At 69.3% G+C, this 16,515-nt stretch carries 13 protein-coding genes; 8 read left to right on the top strand and 5 right to left on the bottom strand.

Translation table 11 applies throughout. The features are described from left to right. Window positions 1-25: 25 nt before the first annotated feature. Window positions 26-1,543, bottom strand: coding sequence for an RICIN domain-containing protein (locus E1166_RS00375; protein ID WP_243710054.1), 1,518 nt, complete (start codon window positions 1,541-1,543; stop codon window positions 26-28). Window positions 1,544-2,138: 595 nt separating this feature from the next. Between E1166_RS00375 and E1166_RS00370 the strand changes: the two genes are divergently transcribed. Continuing rightward, on the top strand, window positions 2,139-4,220 hold the full coding sequence (locus tag E1166_RS00370) for an RICIN domain-containing protein (RefSeq protein ID WP_132334654.1): 2,082 nt from the start codon (window positions 2,139-2,141) through the stop codon (window positions 4,218-4,220). A gap of 477 nt (window positions 4,221-4,697) precedes the next feature. Here E1166_RS00370 and E1166_RS00365 read toward each other — a convergent pair whose 3' ends face one another. Then, window positions 4,698-5,423, bottom strand: a complete 726-nt coding sequence (locus tag E1166_RS00365; RefSeq protein ID WP_132334748.1) for a tRNA-dependent cyclodipeptide synthase — start codon at window positions 5,421-5,423, stop codon at window positions 4,698-4,700. Further along, entirely contained in the window at window positions 5,423-7,036 is a 1,614-nt protein-coding gene (locus tag E1166_RS00360; RefSeq protein ID WP_207913849.1) for a class I adenylate-forming enzyme family protein, read from the bottom strand. Before E1166_RS00360 ends, E1166_RS00365 begins: the two co-directional genes overlap by 1 nt. A 236-nt stretch (window positions 7,037-7,272) precedes the next feature. On the opposite strand from E1166_RS00360, the gene E1166_RS00355 reads away from it, so the two are divergent. The 6 genes from E1166_RS00355 (at window position 7,273) to E1166_RS00330 (ending at window position 13,121) form a co-directional block, all read left to right on the top strand. Continuing rightward, entirely contained in the window at window positions 7,273-8,070 is a 798-nt protein-coding gene (locus E1166_RS00355) for a class I SAM-dependent methyltransferase (RefSeq protein WP_132334652.1), read from the top strand. Window positions 8,071-8,919: 849 nt separating this feature from the next. After that, window positions 8,920-9,471, top strand: a complete 552-nt coding sequence (locus E1166_RS00350) for a sigma-70 family RNA polymerase sigma factor (protein ID WP_132334650.1) — start codon at window positions 8,920-8,922, stop codon at window positions 9,469-9,471. Next, window positions 9,468-10,262 carry a hypothetical protein gene (locus E1166_RS00345; RefSeq protein ID WP_132334648.1) on the top strand — a complete coding sequence of 265 codons (795 nt, stop codon included), beginning with the start codon at window positions 9,468-9,470 and terminating at the stop codon, window positions 10,260-10,262. Before E1166_RS00350 ends, E1166_RS00345 begins: the two co-directional genes overlap by 4 nt. 128 nt (window positions 10,263-10,390) lie before the next feature. Beyond that, the gene (locus tag E1166_RS00340) at window positions 10,391-11,191 is read left to right on the top strand and encodes an ABC transporter ATP-binding protein (protein ID WP_132334744.1); all 801 of its coding nucleotides are present in this window, start codon (window positions 10,391-10,393) and stop codon (window positions 11,189-11,191) included. Then, entirely contained in the window at window positions 11,188-12,525 is a 1,338-nt protein-coding gene (locus E1166_RS00335) for a hypothetical protein (RefSeq protein WP_132334646.1), read from the top strand. The genes E1166_RS00340 and E1166_RS00335 overlap by 4 nt, the downstream gene beginning before the upstream one ends. Then, window positions 12,522-13,121 (top strand): hypothetical protein, encoded by a 600-nt coding sequence (locus E1166_RS00330; RefSeq protein WP_132334644.1) that lies wholly within the window; start codon window positions 12,522-12,524, stop codon window positions 13,119-13,121. Before E1166_RS00335 ends, E1166_RS00330 begins: the two co-directional genes overlap by 4 nt. 246 nt (window positions 13,122-13,367) lie before the next feature. Here E1166_RS00330 and E1166_RS00325 read toward each other — a convergent pair whose 3' ends face one another. After that, entirely contained in the window at window positions 13,368-13,634 is a 267-nt protein-coding gene (locus E1166_RS00325) for a helix-turn-helix transcriptional regulator (RefSeq protein ID WP_132260797.1), read from the bottom strand. A gap of 88 nt (window positions 13,635-13,722) precedes the next feature. Between E1166_RS00325 and map the strand changes: the two genes are divergently transcribed. Beyond that, on the top strand, window positions 13,723-14,541 hold the full coding sequence (gene map, locus E1166_RS00320) for a type I methionyl aminopeptidase (protein ID WP_132334642.1): 819 nt from the start codon (window positions 13,723-13,725) through the stop codon (window positions 14,539-14,541). 206 nt (window positions 14,542-14,747) lie between these two features. On the opposite strand, the gene E1166_RS00315 is transcribed toward map, so the two are convergent. Further along, window positions 14,748-16,514, bottom strand: a complete 1,767-nt coding sequence (locus tag E1166_RS00315; protein WP_165944192.1) for an ABC transporter ATP-binding protein — start codon at window positions 16,512-16,514, stop codon at window positions 14,748-14,750. Window position 16,515 lies beyond the last annotated feature (1 nt).

Genomic DNA, 16,515 nt, shown 5'->3' with positions numbered 1-16,515 from the left:
TAACCGCTCGGCGGGCACCTGCGGGTCACGCCCGGTTCCATCGCTGGTTCGCGTTGCCGTGGCAGCCCCAGACGATCACTGCGGTGCCGTTCGCGGTGCCGCCGTTGTTGACGTCCAGGCACAGGGACGGGGAGCGGCCGTTGCTGATCGTGCCGTTGCCGTTGAACGTCCACTGCTGGTTGGTGCCGCCGTGGCAGTCCCAGATCTGCACCCGTGTGCCGTTGACCGCGTTCGTCGGCAGGTCCAGGCACTTGCCGAGGATCCGCAGCGTCTGGCCCTGCTGGCTGATCTGTTGGTTGGTGCCGCCGTGGCAGTCCCAGATCAGGGCCGCGGTGCCGTTGGCGGTGGAGGAGTTGTCGACGTCGAGGCACCGCCCGGCCGACTCGCTGCGCAGTCGGAAGGTGGTGGGGGTCGGTGGTTCGGTGGTGGTGCCGCCGCTGACCCGGTACACCACCGTGCCGTGCGCCGGGACGCTCGCGGAGATGGCCCCGGTGGTGGTGACGGTGCCGTTGGTCCACACGTCCCGAAGGGTGAACGAGGTGCCGGTCTTGCCGATCGCCGCCGCGGTGGTGGAGACGGTTGTGGTGGAGGCGCCCTGGTTGAACAGGGCCACCGCGACGTCGCCGTTGGCCAGCCGCTTGGCCAGGACCCGCCGGGTGCCGTCGTGGGACACCTGGACGGCCTGACGGCCGAGGGTGTCCTGGTTGATGGCGATGAGGTGCTCGTTCCTCAGGATCGTCAGCGTCGCCGCGTCGGCCGAGCGCAGGTCGTTGCCCATCATGAGGGGGGCCGCCATGATCGCCCAGAGCGCGAAGTGGCTGCGCATCTCGGTGTCGGTCATACCGCCTCTGCCGACCTCCATCATGTCCGGGTCGTTGAACCCGCCCGGGGCGGCGTACCCGGCCAGCGGCACGTTGACGTTGACGATGTTCTGGATGCCCATCGGGTAGCCGTTGGTCTGGCCGGTGTCCCACTTGTTGGTGATGTCCTCGGTGGTCCGCCAGAGGTTCGCCACGTCGCTCCAGTTGCGCTGCGGCCCGGTCTTCTCGTGGATGCTGTTCGGGTTGATGCTGTAGACGATCGGCCGGCCGGTGGCCGCCAGCGCGTCGCGCATGAGGCCGAACCTCGCCACCTGGTCGTTGATGGTCCCGGTGGGGGAGCACCAGTCGTACTTCAGGTAGTCCACACCCCAGGCGGCAAACTGCCGGGCGTCCTGGTACTCGTGACCGAGGCTGCCGGTGGCGCCGGGGAAGGCGTTGAAGTACTGAGCGCAGGTCTTGTCCAGCGGGGCCTGGTAGATGCCGAACAGCAGACCCCGGGAGTGCAGATAGTCGCCCAGAGCCTTCATTCCACTCGGGAATCGTTGTGGATGGGCCTGGAGGTTGCCCTGCGCGTCCCGGTCCGGGTTGAACCAGCAGTCGTCGACCACGACGTACTTGTAGCCGAGGTCGCGCAGGCCGTGGTTGACGATCGCGTCGGCCATCTGGCGGATGAGCGTCTCGTTGATGTTGCAGCCGAACGTGTTCCAGGTGTTCCAACCCATCGGTGGAGTGCGGGCCACACCGTTCTCCAATGCCTGGGCCGTGCGGGGCGCGACAACGCCGCCGCCAACTGTCGTCGCGAGCGTCACCGCCAGGACACCCAGGACAGACGTCAGCCATTTCCTCGGCTTGCGCACGTGATCCTCCTCGGTCGAGGGTGACCGGCACCGGTACTCCGGCTGCCGGCACCGAGATACGAACATCGCGGGACCGACGCCGGGTCGAGGCCGGCGGGGGTGGCCGTCACGCCTGGTCCGTGCCGTTCCTGGTGTCGCGCAGGGTGCGGCGGTAAGACGTCATACATCTTATCAGCTACCATCCATCTATGTAAATGGCTGTCGAGTCTGGACCGGCGCTGTGTGTTGCGTCTTGACTAACCACCTGTTATCGCTCACAGTCGATGGATGGAACGGTCGGCATACGCGGCGGACAGGGCTCACGGCCGTTCCCCGTAGCTCATGCGGACAGCACAAGCCGCATGGGCGGAGGACGTGTTTGTTAGCGGTCACATTCGCTGGTGGAGTCGCAGGCCAGTTGGCCCGGAAGCCGTAACGACGGCCCGCAAGCCCTTCAGTGCCTGTCAATCCGAGGAGGATCATGGTTGCCATCGGTGGGCTTTCGCTGGCCGCGCCGCGTCGGCGTGGGTGGTTGTCGCGGGTCGTCGCGGCGGTGGTGACGGTGGTGGTGGCTGGTGCCCTGGTGGGCGTCGCGCCGTCGCCGGCTTCTGCGGCGACGGTGGACCCCAACGCGTGGTACGTGTTGGTGAACCGCAACAGCGGCAAGGCGTTGGATGTCTACAACATGGCCACGAACGACGGTGCGCGGATCACCCAGTGGTCGCGACACGGCGGCAACTGGCAGCAGTGGCAGTTTGTCGACTCCGGTGGCGGCTACTACCGGCTCAAGTCCCGGCACTCGGGCAAGGTGCTCGACGTCTACAACTTCTCCACCGCCAACAGCGCGGCCATTGTGCAGTGGACCGACCACAATGGCGCCAACCAGCAGTTCCGCCTCGCCGACTCGACTGACGGCCACGTACGACTGATCAACCGCAACTCCAACAAGGCCATCGAGGTGCAGGGCGCCTCGACCTCCGACGGCGGCAACATCGTGCAGTACGACGACTTCAACGGCACCCACCAGCAGTGGCAACTCGTCCGGGTCGACGACAGCGGCACCCCCGGTGGCACCTTCACCAACCCGGTCGTCTGGCAGGACTTCGCCGACGTCGACATCATCCGGGTCGGCGACGTCTACTACATGTCCGCCTCCACCATGCACTACTCGCCGGGTGCCCCGGTGCTGCGCTCGTGGGACCTGGTGAACTGGGAGTTCGCCGGGCACTCCGTACCCCGGCTGGACTTCGGCTCGAAGTACGACATGGCCAACGGCAGCCAGGCGTACGTCGACGGCATCTGGGCCTCGACGCTGAACTACCGACCGAGCAACCGGACCTTCTACTGGGCTGGCTGCATCGACTTCGCCCAGACGCACATCTACACCGCGTCCGCCGTCGACGGCACCTGGAACCGGCACGCCACCATCCCGAACTGCTACTACGACGCCGGGATGTTGATCGACGACAACGACACCATGTACATCGCGTACGGCAACGGCACGATCAGCGTGGCCCAGCTGTCCGCCGACGGACGCTCCCAGGTGCGGGCCCAGCAGGTCTACCAGACGCCGTCGACCATCGGCACCCTCGAGGGGGCCCGTTTCTACAAGCGCAACGGTGCGTACTACATCTGGCTCACCCGACCGGCGAACGGCCAGTACGTGCTCAAGTCGACCAACGGCCCGTTCGGCCCCTACGAACAGCGGCAGGTGCTGCTCAACATGCCCGGCCCGATCCCCGGCGGCGGCGTGCCGCACCAGGGCGGACTGGTGCAGACCACGAACGGCGCCTGGTACTACATGGCCTTCACCGACGCCTACCCGGGCGGACGGATGCCGACGCTGGCGCCGATCACCTGGACCAGTGACGGCTGGCCGCAGGTGCAGGCGGTCAACGGCTCCTGGGGCGTCAACTACCCCAACCCCCTGCCGCTGCGTCCGGTGAAGCCCCTCACCGGCACCGACACCTTCGACGGGACCACCCTCGGCGTCCAGTACGAGTGGAACCACAACCCGGACAACAGCCGGTGGTCGGTGGACAACGGGCTGCGCCTGCAGACCGCGTCGGTGACCAACGACCTCTACCGGGCCCGCAACACGCTCACCCATCGGATCCAGGGCCCGACCTCGACCGGAACCATCGAGTTGGACTACTCCACGATGCGTGACGGTGACCGGGCCGGGCTCGCGATGCTGCGCGACAGGTCGGCATGGATCGGCATCAGACGGGACAACGGCGCCACGCGCGTGGTCATGACCAACGGCCTGGCCATGAACACCAACTGGGACACCAGCAGTACCGGGACCGAGATCGCCAGCGCTCCGGTGTCCGGCGGGCGGATCTGGTTGCGGGCCAACGCCGACATCCGACCCGGCTCAGGCCGGCAGGCAACGTTCTCGTACAGCACCGACGGGGTCACGTTCGTTCCGCTGGGCAACGCGCTGACCCTCAACAACGCCTGGCAGTTCTTCATGGGATACCGGTTCGGCATCTTCAACTACGCCACCGGGTCACTGGGCGGAGCGGTGACGGTGCGCCGGTTCGTCCTGACGACACCGTGACGCTGACCATCCCCGGTAGCGCGCTGTCCGATCGGCGCGTCGGGGATGGTCAGCGGGGCGCAGTGTCGGCGGGGCTGAGGGAAAAGAACCCTTCGCTTCCTCGGTGGCGCAGGCAGAGCACGGCGTTAGCCGTACTGCGCGGCCAGCAGGTCCGGTGCCGTCTCAGGGCGCAGCCGGCCGTCCGGGTGCCGCGCCGGGTGGCCACCGATCTCATCCATCAGCCGGCTGCCTCCGCATGGCCTCGGCTGCCTCGTGTGGCAGCACCTCGTCGACCAGCCGGCGGTGCACCTCGCCGCACCGCCGGCACGCACTGCGGGGCGTCCGGACGGGCCGCCACCAGGTCGGCGGTCGATGCCCTCCTGGACAAACGCGCCGCCGACCGGGGGCAGGCCACCGGTCGGCGGCGGGTACTGGGCGATCACGTCCTCCACGCCGACGGGGGTGTGGTGAGGCCCCTGTCTGAGGCAGACAGGGGCCTCACGCAGCGGGGTAGATGGTGGCGTACCCCTGACGCGGCGACGGCTCGAGTACAGAACCGCCGGAGAAGATGAGCTCCGCCAGCGCGAGTCGCTGGTGGTAGAAGTTCAGCGACGACGGGGCGCCGAAGATGTCGGCCGAGGCCAGAAAGAACGGAAGTTCGGCGAGGAGATACTGCATGGCCCGCTCGATGCGTGCGGTGTCGGGAGGGCCGTCATACCCCCGGGTGGCGAGCACCTCCTCACTCATCTCCTGGCACGTCTCCCACAGGGCGCGGTCCTCCTTCAAAGCCTGCTCGCACTCCACGAACCTTTCGCGGTAGACCTCGTTGGATACCAGGTCCGACATGCGCTGGAGGCCGTCGAGTTCCCGGGGCCCACCGTGGGTCTTCCAAGCCCGGACCACCCGGTTGTACAACACGTTTGTCTCGCCGCGCGCCTTGCGAACCGCTCGCTGCGGCTCGTAGCCGAGGGCGAGGTACGTGTGGTGCAGGGCCGAGTCCGGGATGATCACGTCCACCCGCTCGAACTCGGCGCGGAGCCAGCCGAGGAGGCTGGCCAGCCGCGGCACCTGGAAGTAGCTGTTGCCGGGGCTCACCCCGCACACCACGTGCTTGCGCTGCTCCCAGATCACCCGGCTGACGTCGGTGAGTGGTTCGACGACAAAGGCCCCCTGTTGAAGCGTCCGGGTTTCGTTGTCCTGGGCTGTTCTCCCGTGCCCCGCCATCAGGTCCACCGGCCGCTTCCAGGATGCTCGGCCTCGTCGAGGTACCGCCGGCGCAGTTCCTCCCGGATGATCTTCCCGGTACCGGTGCGGGGCATGTCCCCGGCATCGATCACGATTGGTTCGGCCATCGGGGGACGACCGCGAATCACCTGCTGCCACAGATCTTTGTCCAGCGTGCCGTCTGGTGTGGCAACGATCGGCACCGGCGGCCCGCCGGTCACCGGTAGCAGCGCCACGTCGTGCCCGCCTGGCAGGCGATCGACGAGCACGTCCTCCTGTTCGAGGTTGCTGCTTCCCGGGACGTGGTTGACCTCCCGGTCGATGAGCATCAGCGCTCCCGTCCTGGTCTTGATGCCGATGTCACCGGTGTTCCACCACTCGCCCACAACCTTCTCGTTCCAACGCTCGGGTTCCTTGTAGTAGCCGACGCAGCGGGCCTTCGTGCGGGCGAGCACCAGCCCTGGCTCACCGTTGGGCACCGGCCGGAAGGTCTTCGGATCGACCACCTTCAGGGTGACGAAGCCGGGCATGGGCCGGCCCACCCGCCGCGGCCCGGGAAGCTCCTCGCGCCGCTTGTTGGCCGTGCGCCGACTCACGAACGTCATTCCCATCCCGCCGGTCTCCGACTGCCCGTACCCCTCTCGCCAAAGAGGGAAGGGATGCCGCGAGGCGTTCAGGAAGGGACGGATTGTGGACCAACGCACCCCGTCGAAGTTGCTGATGAACATGCGAACCGAGGAGAACGCCTTTCGGCCCGGCTCCTTGGCGAGTTTCTCGAGCCGGAAGTAATCGATTGGCAGCGCCTCGATCACGGTGGGCCGATGCTGCTCAAACATCGGACCCACAATCTCGGGGTCACTGTCGCTCATCACCAGGACTTTGGTGGGGGACAATGTGAGTGTCGAGTAGATCCAGGTAAATGCGCGAGCATGCACGTAAGGCGTGAACATCGCCACGACGTCGTCGCGCGTGAACGTGATGGGCGGTAGGTGGCGGCATTCCAGCCGAGCCATCTGGCGCTGCAGCTTGGCCGGCGTATACATGATGAGCTTCGGTACGCCGGTGGTGCCGGACGTGTGTGTGAGCATCATCAGCTCGTCGTCGGCACGCGGGGTGGGCGACGGATCCGTGGCCCCGTAGAGCTCGGCGAAGGGCAGTGCGTTGGAATCGCCCCCGTCGAGGGAGACGCTCTGCTCCGCGAACGCGGCGGGCGAGGCGCCGTCGCTGCCCTTGCCCGCCAGGAGCCGTTGGTTGCTCACCAGCAGTTTCGGCTCGACCCGCTGGAGCAGCGCCTGCGTCGGATCGGGTGGCAGCAGACCCGACACCATGACCGGGATCGCGCCGATCCTGATTCCGGCGGAGGCGAGCAGCAGGCAGTCGAAGTGGTTGTCCTTGTAGACGACGAACCGGTCGCCGGAACGAAGTCCCGCCGCGTACAGCGCCCCGGCAGTCTTGCGCACGATCTTGGCAATCGCCTCCAGATCGAGGACTTCCTGTCTCGCTGGATCGATGTCCAACGGTCGGCTGGGGCGGAAGATCATCGGCTTTCCCACTTCGGCCCTGCGGTCGAAGAGGAGGCCGACGCTGGTTTCCCATAGCTTGAGATTCGCCACCGTTCCCTCGCCTTCCGGCTCCCGACAGTCGCAACGGTCGATACCGTATTGCCGTGAGGAGGTATTCGTCAAGGTCGACTCTGGGGCGGGAGCCCACGTATTTTCCGGGACGGCTGTGATGCGTCCAATCGGCAAAAATGGGGTTCCAACCTGCGTTTTTGAGCGCTCTTCGAGCGGTGGGCCAGCGAGCCGTGACGGTTGAGTGATAGCATCATCGACCGTATGGTTTCACGCAGGTGAATGCCCGCAGGATACGCGACGAAGTTTTGGCTGTAATGCGCCGCCGGTGGGGAGGAGCGCACGTGTCCGACCAGTACGACGACATCGCCAGGAGTTTCGACGAGGTGGAGAGCGTCATCCGCTTCGTTCGGGAGAATCTAGAGTTCCCGTCGTTCCGGCGGGCCCTCGGGCCCCTGACGGGCAAGCAGGTGTTGGATGTCGGCTGCGGGGAAGGCACGTTCACCCGCATGATCATGCGGCAGGGCGCCCGGCGGGTGGTCGGAATTGACCAGTCCGAGGGCATGATCAAGCTCGCCCAGACGATCGAGGCCCGCGAGCCGCTCGGTATCGAGTACCTCGTCCAGGACATGGTGACGATGCCGGCGCTGGAAGCCTTCGACGTGGTGACCGCCGTCCACGTGCTGCACTACGCCGACAGTCGGGAGAGCATGGCCCACCTGGCGCAGCGGATGTTCGCCAACCTCGCTCCGGGCGGCCGGCTCGTGGCGTTGTTGGCCAATGCGGAATCCAGCGCGCGGTCGGAGGAGGCCAGTGGCTTCCGCACCCACCGTCCGGACAATCCGCGGGAGGGCGAACGCTTCCGCGTCTCGGTGCTGACGACGCCGCCCACCGATGTCTGGGTCCACCACTGGCCCAGCGAAAGCATCGTGAGCGTCCTCGAGTCGGCCGGTTTCACCGGGTTCACCTGGCATGCGGTGGCGGTGGCGGAGTCTGTCGCGCCCGAGGACCTCGAACGGGCCCGGCAGTGCGCCGAGAATCCGACCAGCCGCCTCCTGACCGCCACCCGGCCGTAACGTGTGACGTGGGGCGGACGGTGCGCCCACAGTTCGAACGGTCAGGACTGGGTCGTGACCTGGCATGCGGGCGCCGAGCCACCGCCGGGGATGTCGCACGGTGCGGGCCGGTGTCTGCGTCACCGGCGACGGCCACCTGGTGCTGATCAGTCACGACGCCAGACACTGGGGTTTCCCGGCCGGCCGCCCCGTGGGGTTCCGAGACCCTCTTCGAGAACGCTGCGTCGTGAGATGCTCGAAGAGGCATGCGTCACCGTCGGTGATGCCCGACTACTCGGCTTCGCGAGGAGCCGGTGCCTCCGTGGCCACGGGCAGGGTCTGGGTGCTGGTGCGCTCGTTCGAGGTGAGAATCTGCTGCCCCGGGATCCGCAGTTCGAGATCCAGCACCGCCGGATACGCTCCCGACCCGGTGGGAGCCCGTATCGCCCAACGCGCGCTGGTTGACGCCGGGCTGGGGTGAGGCGGCACTCCAGTCGAGGACTTCGATCATGGCTCGTGCGGGTGTGCGGGCGTAGTGGCTGTTCATGGCGCGGGCTGAGTGATCGCGACGCCGCTGATCGGCGTACGGTGCCCGCGAGCGGTCCGGACAGCGCTCGCCTGTGGACGCGATTGGTAGGGCCAGGGAGTCGGTAACCGTGGGGCGCCCGGTACCGGCGTTGCTTGATCCATCAGGTGCGGATGTTGGCTGCGGCCTGGCGGCACACCTCCTCCCAGCCTTGGCCGCGTCGTGGGTGGCGAACCGAGAGTGGTGGCGAGGCGGGTGACGTCGGCGGGGAGGTGGGAGGCGGTCGTGACGCGGGTCACACCCTGTCCCGCACCGATCCGACGGGGGAGGTCGTCTTACCGGGTGTGAAACGACACCTGGACGCGACTGACGAGGAAGACCTCGTACGCCGCGTTGCCCGCGGGGACCGGCAGGCGTTCGACGAGTTGTACCGGCGTACCGCTCCGTGGCTCGAGGTTCGGCTGCGGCGCCGGTGCGCCGACCCCGACGTGGTCGCCGATGTGCTGCAGGAGACGTACCTGGCGGTGTGGCGGGCCGCGGGCGGCTTCGCCGGCACCGACGCCCGGGGCAGCACCGTGGGTTGGCTGTGGACCATCGCCGCGCACCGTCTCGTGGACGCCTTCCGCCGGCGGGCCCGACAGGCGCGGACACCCCCGGTGACACTGGCGGAGAGCACGGTCCCGGCGGCCGAGGACGAGGTGATGGCCGCCCGCGTCGGCCAGGAACTCGAACAGGCGCTGCTCGTTTTGCCCCTGGAGGTGCGGCAGGTGCTTCGCTCCACCGTCCTGGACGGGCTCACCGTCCGGGAGACGTCCGTGCTACTGGGCGTACCGGAGAACACCGTCAAGTCGCGGATACGCCGTGCCCGGATCGCCCTGCGGGAGGCCCTGTCGTGACCCGCCATCCCACCCTTACGGTGATCGACCGGTACGCCACCGCCGACCCTGGGCTCGATGAGGCCACCGTGTGGTCGGTCGAGGTCCACCTCGAGGACTGCGCCGACTGTCGCGCCCGGCTGGCCGGCAGCACGACCCCGCAGAGCCGAGCCCTGATCGACCGGGTGGCGACCGGGCTGGACCGGGAGATCTCCGCCGGCCCCGTCCCGGCCGGCCGCGCCCGGCAGCTGCGGTATCGGTGGATGACGGTGGTCCTGCTGCCGTGGCTGGTCATGACGGGCGCGGTCCTCGGCTGCGCGGCGCTGCTCACGATCCTGGAGACCGGCTTGCCATCGCTGGTGCTGCTGCTCGCCCCGGTGGCACCGCTGCCCGGGGTGGCCGCCGCCTGGAGCCGGCGTACCGATCCGTGCTGGGAGCTCATCGCGGGCACCCCGGCCGCCGGGCTGACGATGGTGCTGCGGCGCACCGTGGCCGCCCTGGTCCTGGTCATCCCGGCGCTCGCCGCCGTCGGTGCCGGGACCGGCGCCTCGCTGGCGCTGATGCTGCTGCCCTGCCTGGCGTTCACCGTCGCCACCCTCCTGCTCGGCACCCTGGTCGGCGTGCGCCGTGCCGCCGTCGGCCTGGCCGCCTCCTGGACGCTCGCCGTCGTGCTGCCCAGCCTGGCCACCGCGCGGCTGCCGGTGCTGCTGCAGGCGGACAGCGCCGGCCTGTGGGCACTGACCACCGTGCTGCTCGCCGGCTGGGCGACAACCCGCGCCGGCAGCTTCCGGCGCCTGTCCAACAGCAACTGACCCCGACCGAGGCGCCCCCGGGCGCCGACTGTCCACCAGCAACCGACCAATCCAGCGCTTGCGACAGCGGCACGTGCCCCACGGCAACGGCCGACGGCGAAGCGCATCCGAAATGAGGGGAAACGATGATGCGTGCGGTGAGCGCGGCCGAGACGGTCGCCACCACCCACCCCTGGGCTGTCCACGCCGAGGGGCTACGGGTCCGCGCCGGCCGGCACCTGGCGGTGGACGGTCTCGACCTGGCCCTGGGCGCCGGCGTGTACGGTCTGCTGGGCCCGAACGGTGCCGGCAAGACCACCCTGATGCGGGCCCTGGCCACGGTGACCAACCCGGCCGGCGGACGGCTGGCGCTGCTCGGGCACCCGGTGGACGGTCGGTCCGACCTCCGGCTGGTCCGCCGTCAGCTGGGCTACCTGCCTCAGCACTTCGGCTTCTACCCGCGGTTCACGGTCCGTGAGTTCGTCGGATACATGGCCTGGCTCAAGGAGATGCCCAAGGCCGGACTGGCCGCGGCGGTACAGCGGGCGATCGACCGGGTGGGGCTGACCGCGAAGGCCGACGCCCGGATGAAGACGCTGTCCGGAGGCATGCTGCGCCGGGCCGGCATCGCCCAGGCCATCGTCAACGATCCACGCCTGCTGCTGCTTGACGAGCCGACGGTCGGCCTCGACCCGGAGCAGCGCCTCGACTTCCGGGAACTGGTGCGTGACCTCGGCACGGACACCTGCGTGCTGGTCTCCACCCATCTGGTCGAGGACGTGGCCGCCGCCTGCACCGAGGTCGTCCTGGTCAACGAGGGCCGGCTGGTGTGGCAGGGCACTGCCGCGGACCTATCCGGGCAGGGCGACCCGAACCACGCCGGAGACAGTGCCGCCGAACGCGGCTACTCGGCTGTCCTGCGCCGGCACCGCGCGGAGGCCGTCCGATGAACGTCCTCGGAGTCGAGCTGCGCCGGTCCGCCGCCCCGGGCGCGGCGCTGATCATGCTGGTGATCGCGGTCGCCGCCCTCTACGTCGCGCCAGGCCGGTGGGCGAGCGGCTGGATGTCGCTGGCCATGACCGCGCGCGAGTACACGTTGCTCCTGTGGCCGCTCGCCCTCGCCGCCGGCGCCTGGCAGGGCCGCCGGGAGCACCGGGCGAAGGTCGGCGAACTGTTCGCGACCACGCCCCGCCCCCGCGGGCAGCGGATGGCACCGGTCCTCGGTGCGATGGCCGTCGCGCTGGCGGCCGGGTACCTGCTGACGATCCTGGCCGGCGCCGCCTGGATCATCACCACCGCCCGCTACTTCCCGGTGGTGAACTTCACCGTCGTCACGGCGGTGGGCGTGCTGTCCCTGATCGGTGCGGCGTGGCTCGGCCTGGGGACAGGGCGGCTGCTGCCCGCCCTGGCGACCGCTCCCGCGCTGGGTGTGGCCGGTGTCCTGCTGACGATGTTCGGATCGCAGATCCGGCCGGACTGGTTGGCTGCGGTGCTGTCGCCGATCTACGGCACGAGTCAGCACCATGCCTTCCAGACGATCGACAACCGGGTCAGCGGCGCACACGCGATCTGGATGGCCGCGCTCGCGGTCGCCGGTGTGGTGCTGGTCGTGGCCGGCGACTGGCGTCTCCGTACGGCCGCACTGCTGCCGGTGCTGCTCGGGGTGACCGCGGCGAGCGCGGTGGTGCCCCGGGACGCGGCAGCCCTGGACACGCCGATCGACCCGGTCGCACGGCAACTGGTGTGTACCGACGACGCGCCGAAGGTCTGTGTCAGCCGGGTCAACGCCCACGTGCTCGCGGCGCTCACCCCGTTGGCCCGCGACGGCCTGGCCCGGCTGGCCCGGCTGCCGGGTGCGCCGAGCGCGGTGCACGAGGACACCCGCACGTACGATGCCGGCACACCCCAGCCGCCCCGGCGCGACGACGTCGTACGGATCCCGGTCCGGACCGACGACCACGGCGGGCTCGCCCATCCGGGCGCGGTGGTGCCGGAGATCGTTGCCGGGCTGGGCGTCGAGAGTGACCGGGACTGCCGCGACCGCGACCCGGTGGTCGAGCGGGCGGCGGCCTACTGGCTGCTCGGGCAGGAGCCACGGTCGGACGTCGGCGTCATCCCCGGTGCCCTCTCCGAGGACCCGGCGTTGAACGCCGAAGCCGTCCAGTTGTGGCAGGGTCTGCGGCAACTGCCCGAGGACGAGGCGCTAGCCCGCGTGACGGCCGTCCACCGCGCCGTCCGGGCCTGCGCGGACAGCGCCGGACTGCTGTCCCGGAGCGCCCGATGACCTGGACCCTGCTGTACCTGCGCTCGCGGCGGGTCCCGCTCGCGCTGGCGGTGAGCGTCGGTGGCGCGGTGCTCATCTGGGGCCTGTGGCTCGCGCTCGCGGACAGCCGGGACGCCGCCCGCGTCACGGTCGTGCTGACCGTGCTGTTGATGGTCGCGGTGCTGTCGACCACGCTGGCCGGACCGGACGACCACCTGGAACGTATCGCGGCGATGCGCTGGCCCTGGCGGCGGGCCGTGCACCTGGTTGCCGCCCTGCTGGTCGTCTCGCTCGTCCTGTCCGCCACGTTGCCGACCGCGGCCCGGTTCGGCCCGGCCGCACTGGTCGTCCGCGACGCGGCCGGTCTGCTGGGTTTGACCGCGCTGGGCACCGCGACGTTCGGCGCCGCCCGGGCGTGGCTGCTGCCCCTGCTCTGGACGACCATCGCGGCCGTGTATCCCCAGGACGGGACCGGGGGTGCCGTCGTGACGTGGCAGGCGCAGGGGCCGCAGAACACGGCGGCCGCGGTGACGGCGGGCGTGCTCGCGCTCGGCGGGCTGGTCGCCTGGTCGTTCGCCGGGCCGGCCGGGCGGGAGGCCGCCGAGTACATCCACTGATTCACTCTCGGGCATCGGCCGCCACCGTGGCGGCCGTTCGTCTGCCCCGCATCGGTCACCCCGGCAGGCAGGACGCGGCAAGGCCCAGAACCGCTTGATCAGCTTCGGCGTGGCCAGGCCCGATACACCAGGCGCCCGGGCGCGTTGAACTGACCGGACGGTCCTGGGTCTCTCGCGGGCGGGCAACCCTGCTCAGGTGCGTGCCGGTGAACAGTCCACCTCGGCGATCAGGGTGAATCACCCAGGCTAGGACGCTTGGCGGATGGGCGTGTCGGCCAGCCAGACGTCGGCCAGGTCGCTGAGGGGAATCTCCAGGGCCTGGCTGAGGCAGACGACAGTGCCGAACGCCGGAGCCGGAAGGCGGCCCGCCTCGATCTTGCGTAGCGTCTCGGGGGAGATGCCGGCCGCCAGGGCAACCTCGACGAGGCTGCGGCCGGCCCGCGCGGCCCGCAGGGCGGTTCCGAGGCGCTGGCCCGCTGCGATCTGTTCGGCGGTGAGTGGCTGGCGAACCATGCCAGCAGGATATCCCCTTCGGACGTCCCGACCTGGCATGGTATAAAAATACCGGTATAGAAATACCGCATCGGAGGGGGAGGCTGTCGTGATCGAGCTCAAGTCCGCCGAGGAGATCGGCCGGATGGCGGTGACCGGCCAGTTCGTCGGCGAACTGCTCGCCGAGCTGAGCGATGTCGCCGCGGTCGGCGTCAACCTGATGGACCTCGAACACCACGCCCGCCGCCGGATCACCGAACGCGGCGCGACATCCTGCTACTGGGACTACGCCCCTTCGTTCGGCCGCGGCCCGTTCCGCAACGTGCTGTGCCTGTCGGTCAACGACGCGGTGCTGCACGGCCTGCCGCACGACTATGGTCTGCGGGACGGTGACCTGCTCAGCATCGACATGGCAGTCGGCATCGACGGATGGGTCGCCGACTCCGCGCTCTCCGTCATCGTCGGCACCCCCGACCCGGCCGACCTGAAGCTGATCGAGGCCACCGAGGTCGCACTGGAGGCCGGGATCACCGCCGCCCAGCCCGGCGGCCGCCTCGGCGACATCTCCGCCGCGATCGGCGAGGTCGCCCATTCCTACGGCTACGGCGTGAACGCCGAGTTCGGCGGCCACGGCATCGGCCGCACCATGCACGAGGCCCCGCACGTGGCCAACAACGGCCGCGCCCGCCGCGGCATGAAACTGCAACCCGGCCTCACCATCGCCATCGAGCCCTGGTTCTGCCGCTCCACCGACGAAATCAGGTTCGACGACGACGGCTGGACGATCCGCTCCGCCGACGGCTCCCGCGCCGCACACTCCGAACACACCGTCGCCATCACGGCTTCTGGCCCCCAGGTCCTCACCCGCCGCCTCACGCGCGGCGTCACCTCGGCCGACGCCACCAGAAAGCCCGCCACAGCCTCCTGACCCACTGCCCTGACCGACCATGTCGCAGGCGGGTCACCGGGACCGTGTCACGGAGGTGTTTCTGGCCCGACACGCCGGGGGCCACCCTGGTCCGCGCTGGCCATTGACTTCAGATCTGCCCTGACACCTGTCGGCAGGGCGCACGGGCACGTTCGGCCTGAGATGGACAGCCTCTTGACCGGAAGCGATTCGGCTTGTCCGGGCGCTCACCCGTACGCCCGGGCTTGCGCCGTGTAGAGGGTTGCGTACGGACCGGTGGCCGCCAGGAGCTCGCTGTGTGTCCCCGATTGGACGATTCTCCCGTCAGACAGCACAAAGATCCGGTCAGCCATGTGCACCGTGGAGAATCGGTGGGAGACCAGAAGCGTTACCGCTCCGGAGCGGGTGGATGCCGCCCGCGATTGCTGGGCGAAGGTTTCGAACAGGTCGTGTTCGGCCTGTGGATCCATCGCCGCTGTCGGCTCGTCGAGCACCAGGAGCAGCGGCTGCTCACGCATGAAAGCGCGGGCCAGAGCCAGTTTCTGCCACTGACCGTGCGACAGTTCCACACCGCCGAACACATGTCCTAGCTGGGTGTCCAGCCCTTGAGGCAACGCGGCGACGAGGCCGGCAGCGCCGGCCCGCTCGACCGCGTTCGGGACAGCCTGCGGGACATCGATGCGCCGGAGATCTCCCACGCCGACCGCCGTGCGGACGGGCAGCTGCAGTTTGCCGAAGTCCTGGAAAACGCCGGAGCAGCGTGCCGCCCAGCTGGCCGGGTCCAGGTCAGCGAGCGGAGTCCCGTCCACCGTGATGACGCCATGGTCGGGTTGGTACAGGCCGCACAGGAGTTTGATGAGGGTGCTCTTCCCGGCGCCGTTGATGCCGACCAGGGCGATCGTTGCCCCCGCCGGAAGATCCATGTCGACATCCTGCAACACCGGGATGTCGGTGCCGGGATAGCAGAAAGTTACGCCACGCAGTCGGATTCCGCTCGTCAGGCGGTCCGGGGCGGTGGCGCCACTCCGTTGCCGGGAAGCCGCGTACTGCCGGAGCCAGTTGTAGTGGCCGGCGATCCGACCGGCCTCCGCCACGGCCCCGAGACCGCCGATCGTCCCGGCCGCCTGTGAGCGCAGCTCCCTCGACAGGCTCAGTACCAGCACCACGTCACCCACCGAGGCGCGGTGGTGCATCGCGGCATCAGCCACCACGATGACAGCCACTGCGAGCCCAGCGGCGTAGGTCGCCCAGCCGGCGTACGACCAGACCAGACCCCGCAGCCTGGCGGCAACCTCCCGGCGAGTTGCCGTCTGCCACGCCGCACGCGCCATTCGGTCCAACTCGGGGCCGGCTCCGGCGATCCACACTTCCTTGGCAGGGTCGGGCTTGATACACAGATCGTGTAGCTGGGCCTCCTGCCGTAGCGGCCCGGCCACCTCGTCGCGCGCCTGCCCGAGCAAACGTTGCGCTCGCCGCCCCGCTAGCAGCACCGGCGCGGTCCCGATGACGAGGACAATCAGTACCGGGTGGATGTCGACGAGGAGCCACGCGCTCAGGGCCAGGCTGGCGACCGCGCAGGCTGTCTCCGCGAGTGACCAGCATGACCAGGCCAGCGCCCAGGCGCCGCGACGCAGCAGCGACAACCGGTTAAGGTGCTCGGGCCGCTCAAGATGCTCAATGTCGGGCACCTTGGCCGTGGCGGTCAGAATGTCCTCGACGAGTGTCGCCGCGACCCGGTCGGCGAGATCAACCCGCAGGTTGCCCGCTATCCGGCCGAGGGTCAAGGTGACGATGTGCACGGCGACACCCAACGCAACCGCGCTGATTAAGCTCGGCAGCATGCCCATACCTGCGGAATCGATCAGCCAGCGCTGGCTGACGGCGGTACCGGCAGCCACGCCGGCCAGCGCCACGGTCAGGCCGACCCCCAGCACCGTGCCCAGCGGGTACGCGCGCCAGGTCAGCCGCAGCGATACCGCGGTGATGCCCAGCATC

Source organism: Micromonospora sp. KC213 (assembly GCF_004348325.1).
GTDB lineage: Bacteria > Actinomycetota > Actinomycetes > Mycobacteriales > Micromonosporaceae > Micromonospora.
The sequence above is the reverse complement of the archived record's forward strand: the minus strand, read 5'-3'. Positions and strand labels throughout refer to the sequence as shown.

Excerpts from the sequence above, each read along its gene's own strand:
- E1166_RS00375 (WP_243710054.1), bottom strand. The coding sequence starts at position 1,543 with ATGGGTTGGAACACCTGGAACACGTTCGGCTGCAACATCAACGAGACG.
- E1166_RS00370 (WP_132334654.1), top strand. The coding sequence starts at position 2,139 with ATGGTTGCCATCGGTGGGCTTTCGCTGGCCGCGCCGCGTCGGCGTGGG.
- E1166_RS00365 (WP_132334748.1), bottom strand. The coding sequence starts at position 5,423 with ATGGCGGGGCACGGGAGAACAGCCCAGGACAACGAAACCCGGACGCTT.
- E1166_RS00340 (WP_132334744.1), top strand. The coding sequence starts at position 10,391 with ATGCGTGCGGTGAGCGCGGCCGAGACGGTCGCCACCACCCACCCCTGG.
- E1166_RS00335 (WP_132334646.1), top strand. The coding sequence starts at position 11,188 with ATGAACGTCCTCGGAGTCGAGCTGCGCCGGTCCGCCGCCCCGGGCGCG.
- E1166_RS00330 (WP_132334644.1), top strand. The coding sequence starts at position 12,522 with ATGACCTGGACCCTGCTGTACCTGCGCTCGCGGCGGGTCCCGCTCGCG.
- E1166_RS00325 (WP_132260797.1), bottom strand. The coding sequence starts at position 13,634 with ATGGTTCGCCAGCCACTCACCGCCGAACAGATCGCAGCGGGCCAGCGC.
- E1166_RS00315 (WP_165944192.1), bottom strand. The coding sequence starts at position 16,514 with ATGCTGGGCATCACCGCGGTATCGCTGCGGCTGACCTGGCGCGCGTAC.